This window comes from Cupriavidus sp. 05N38 (genome assembly GCF_056397345.1).
Genome location: NZ_JBFTNF010000139.1, coordinates 1 through 3,592 on the forward strand (window position 1 = coordinate 1; position 3,592 = coordinate 3,592).

The 3,592-nt window shown below is 67.4% G+C and carries 4 protein-coding genes; 3 read left to right on the forward strand and 1 reads right to left on the reverse strand.

All coding sequences use genetic code 11. From position 1 onward, the window contains the following. Positions 1 to 616, reverse strand: a 616-nt coding sequence (locus tag AC1DK4_RS40365) for an ABC transporter substrate-binding protein (protein WP_441624450.1), incomplete at its 3' end; no start/stop codon positions are given. A 267-nt stretch (positions 617 to 883) separates the two neighbouring features. On the opposite strand from AC1DK4_RS40365, the gene AC1DK4_RS40370 reads away from it, so the two are divergent. From AC1DK4_RS40370 to AC1DK4_RS40380, 3 genes are all read left to right on the forward strand, one after another. Continuing rightward, on the forward strand, positions 884 to 1,771 hold the full coding sequence (locus AC1DK4_RS40370) for a GNAT family N-acetyltransferase (RefSeq protein ID WP_477132249.1): 888 nt from the start codon (positions 884 to 886) through the stop codon (positions 1,769 to 1,771). A 181-nt stretch (positions 1,772 to 1,952) separates the two neighbouring features. Continuing rightward, complete coding sequence (locus AC1DK4_RS40375; protein WP_441624454.1) at positions 1,953 to 3,356, forward strand: aspartate aminotransferase family protein; 1,404 nt, start codon at positions 1,953 to 1,955, stop codon at positions 3,354 to 3,356. Positions 3,357 to 3,406: 50 nt separating this feature from the next. Next, a partial coding sequence (locus AC1DK4_RS40380) for a 2Fe-2S iron-sulfur cluster-binding protein (RefSeq protein ID WP_441624456.1) occupies positions 3,407 to 3,592 on the forward strand: 186 nt, incomplete at its 3' end.

Sequence of the window (3,592 nt, forward strand, 5' to 3'; positions counted from 1 at the left end):
TGACGATGAGGAAGTGGAAGGTGCCCAGGATCACCGGCAGGTCGGCATTGGGGCTGGTGAGCACCACCGTGACCTCGTTCGGGCCGGTGGCTTTCACGCTCTCGATCTGCTCGGCCAGCACCTTGGCCTTGGAAGCGGTGGCGGGGTCCCTGTGGCGCATGATCGAATACACCACGTCGGCCGGGGACAACGCCTTGCCGTCGTGGAAGGCCACGCCCTTGCGCAGCGTGAAGACCCAGGTCTTGGCATCGGTCGTGTTGAACGACTCGGCCAGCGCCGGCCGCGGCGTCAGGCTGCCATCGAGCGAGGTCAGGCCGTTGTAGACCATGTTGCAGCGCACGTAGTCGTTCTGGTTCGACTGTTTGGACGGATCCAGCGTATCGGACGCGGCCGCCGTGGCGGCTGCCACGCGGATGCGGCCACCCCGCTTGGGCGTCTGTGCATGGGCCTTGACCGCCACGCCGGCCAGGCTGCCAGCCAGCGTGGCCTGCATGCCGCCCGCCAGCAGCATCGCCAGGACGTCACGCCGCGTCGCCCCGCGCTTGAGCAAATCCATCACACGAAGGCTTTCGCCGGGGCCGACAAGGTTCTCGAACTCTTTACGGCTTTCGCTCATCGTAGTGCTCCTGGTTGGTCTGGAAAGGCCGGCGGGTGCGGACTTGTCACGACGCACCGCGAATGACTGCAGGTCATTCATGCTAGTCAAGAAGGCTCAGCATTTGTCCCTGTTACAGCCTGCGCTACCGCATTGAATTGCAAATCCGGCACCTCCGGCAGACGAATCTTGCAAGTTACGGATAAACCCCAACTCGTTCTGGCTCGACCGAACGATGTCGTTCAAGATAAATGCCGGTGCCAACCTTTCTTCCCGAGGACAACGCCCATGTTTGCCCCGCTTCCACATGCCCAGGACACCATTGCTGACGACGGCGTGGTGCTGCGCCCGATGACTGCCGACGACCTGACGCGCGCCCACGCCCTGTCGCAGGAACAGCGCTGGCCCCATCGCCTGACCGACTGGGAGCAGATGTTCGCGCACGCCGAGGGCATCGTAGCCGAACTCGATGGCCAGTTCGTCGCCACTGCCCTGCGCTGGCGCTGGGGCAAGCACCACGCCACCATCGGCATGGTGATCGTCACGCCGGCGTGCCAGGGCCGGCGCATCGGCTACCGGCTGATGCGCGCGCTGCTCGAAGGCCTGGACGAATGCACCGTGCTGCTGCACGCCACGGCCGATGGCCGCGGCCTGTACGAGCGCCTGGGCTTCGCGCGCACCGGCGAGGTTTGCCAGCACCAGGGCACGGCCCAGCCTGCCCCGTTGATCGCCCTGCCCGACGGCTGGCGCCTGCGCCCCGCGGGCCACAACGAGGCCGGTGCGCTGCACCGGCTCGACGCGCAGGCGCGCGGCATGCCCCGCAAGGCATTGGTCAACGACCTGCTGGCCAGCGCCGAGGCCTGCGTGGTGCTGGACTTAGAAGGCGAAGCGCGCGGCTTCGCCATGCTGCGCCGCTTCGGGCGCGGCCATGCCATCGGCCCGGTAGTAGCGCCCGGCGCCAATGGCGCCAAGGCGCTGGTCGCATACCTGACCGGCCTGAATGCGGGCAACTTCACGCGTATCGACATCGACTGCGCCAGCGGGCTGGRTGAATGGCTGGACAGCATTGGCCTGCCGCGCGTGGACGCGCCCACGACCATGGTGCGCGGCGCACCAATCGCCACGCCTCCAGGGGCGCCGGCGCCGTTCGCACTCGTGACCCAGGCCATGGGCTAAAGACCCGCCAGGTTGCTGGAAGCGCACTACCAAACAATCTGCTGCCACGGCCCGCATAACAGCAGCCTGCTTCGTTCAGCCCCCTCAATGCAGCATCACGCCATGTGCCGCCTGCCGTAACCTTGAGGCAAAGGCCAGCCTGTTGTGCTGCGCACACGAATTGACGCGAACGGACCCTGCCATGACCCAACTCACTGACCTGCCCCAGCTCGCCGCGCTTGAAGCCGCCGATCGCGCGCACCTTATCCACCCTGTGTCGCCCTGGCGCGTGCACGAGCAGCGCGGCCCCACGGTGCTGTCTTCGGGCCGCGGCGCGTGGCTGACCGACGCCAACGGCCACGAAGTGCTCGACGCCTTCGCAGGGCTGTGGTGCGTCAACGTGGGCTACGGCCAGGAAAGCGTGGTGCAGGCCGCCGCCGAGCAAATGCGCCGCCTGCCCTACGCTACCGGCTACTTCCATTTCAGCAGTGAGCCGGCGATCCGCCTCGCCGACAAGCTGGTGCAGATCACGCCCCGCTCGCTGAACCACGTATATCTCACTCTGGGCGGCTCCGAGGCGGTCGATACGGCCGTGCGTTTCATCACGCAGTACTTCAACGCCACCGGGCGCCCGTCGAAGAAGCACTTCATCTCGCTGGAGCGCGGCTACCACGGCTCCTCGTCGACGGGCGCCGGCCTCACCGCCCTGCCTGCGTTCCACCGCGGCTTTGACCTGCCGCTGCCGACGCAGCACTACATCCCCTCGCCTAATCCCTACCGCGCCGCCGATCCCACCGATGCGCAAGGCATCATCGACGCCTCGGTGGCGGCACTGCGCGCGAAAATCGCCGAACTGGGCGCGGACAATGTGGCCGCGTTCTTCTGCGAACCGATCCAGGGCTCGGGCGGCGTGATCGTGCCGCCCAAGGGCTGGCTCAGGGCCATGCGCGACGCCGCGCGCGAGCTGGACATCCTCTTCGTGGTCGACGAGGTCATCACCGGGTTCGGCCGCACCGGCCCCATGTTTGCCTGCGAGGCCGAAGACGTCACCCCGGACATCATGACGCTGGCCAAGGGCCTCACCGCCGGCTACGTCCCGATGGGCGCGACGCTGATCTCCGACCAGGTCTATGCCGGCATCGCCGACGGCGCACCCGGCGCAGCGCCCATCGGCCACGGCGCCACGTATTCGGCCCACCCGGTCAGTGCGGCAGTGGCGCTGGAAGTCCTGCGGCTGTATGAGGAAGGGGGCATCCTGGCCAATGGGCAGCGTGGCGCGGCAACCTTCGCAGCCGGACTGGATGCGCTACGCAGTCATCCGCTGGTGGGCGACTCGCGCCATCGCGGACTGCTGGGCGCGCTGGAACTTGTCAGCGACAAGGCCAGCAAGCGCGGCTTCGACGCATCGCTGGGGCTGTCCGACCGCATTGCCGCGACCGCCTACGGCAACGGCATCGTGTTCCGCGCCTTTGGCGACAATATCCTCGGCTTTGCCCCAGCGCTGACGTACACCGAAGACGAATTCGAGCTGATGTTCGCGCGCGTGAAGCAGACGCTTGACGACGTGCTCGCCTTCCCCGAGGTGCGTGCCGCGCTTGCGAGCTGAGATTGCAGCAGTCAGCCCATTGTTTCCAAACCAACGCCGAGCCGCCGCCCATGCCCGACAACGCTCCCCCACTGCCCGCGCGATTCATGCGGCTGGCAGAATCCGACCGCCCCGCCATCACCCTGCGCATCGATGGCCGCAGTGCCACCGCCCTGGCGGGTGACACCCTTCTGGTCGCACTGCTGCTGAATGGCCGGCGCGTGCGCGACAGCGAATTCGGCGACGGCCCGCGTGCG

Excerpts from the sequence above, each read along its gene's own strand:
- AC1DK4_RS40375 (WP_441624454.1), top strand. The coding sequence starts at position 1,953 with ATGACCCAACTCACTGACCTGCCCCAGCTCGCCGCGCTTGAAGCCGCC.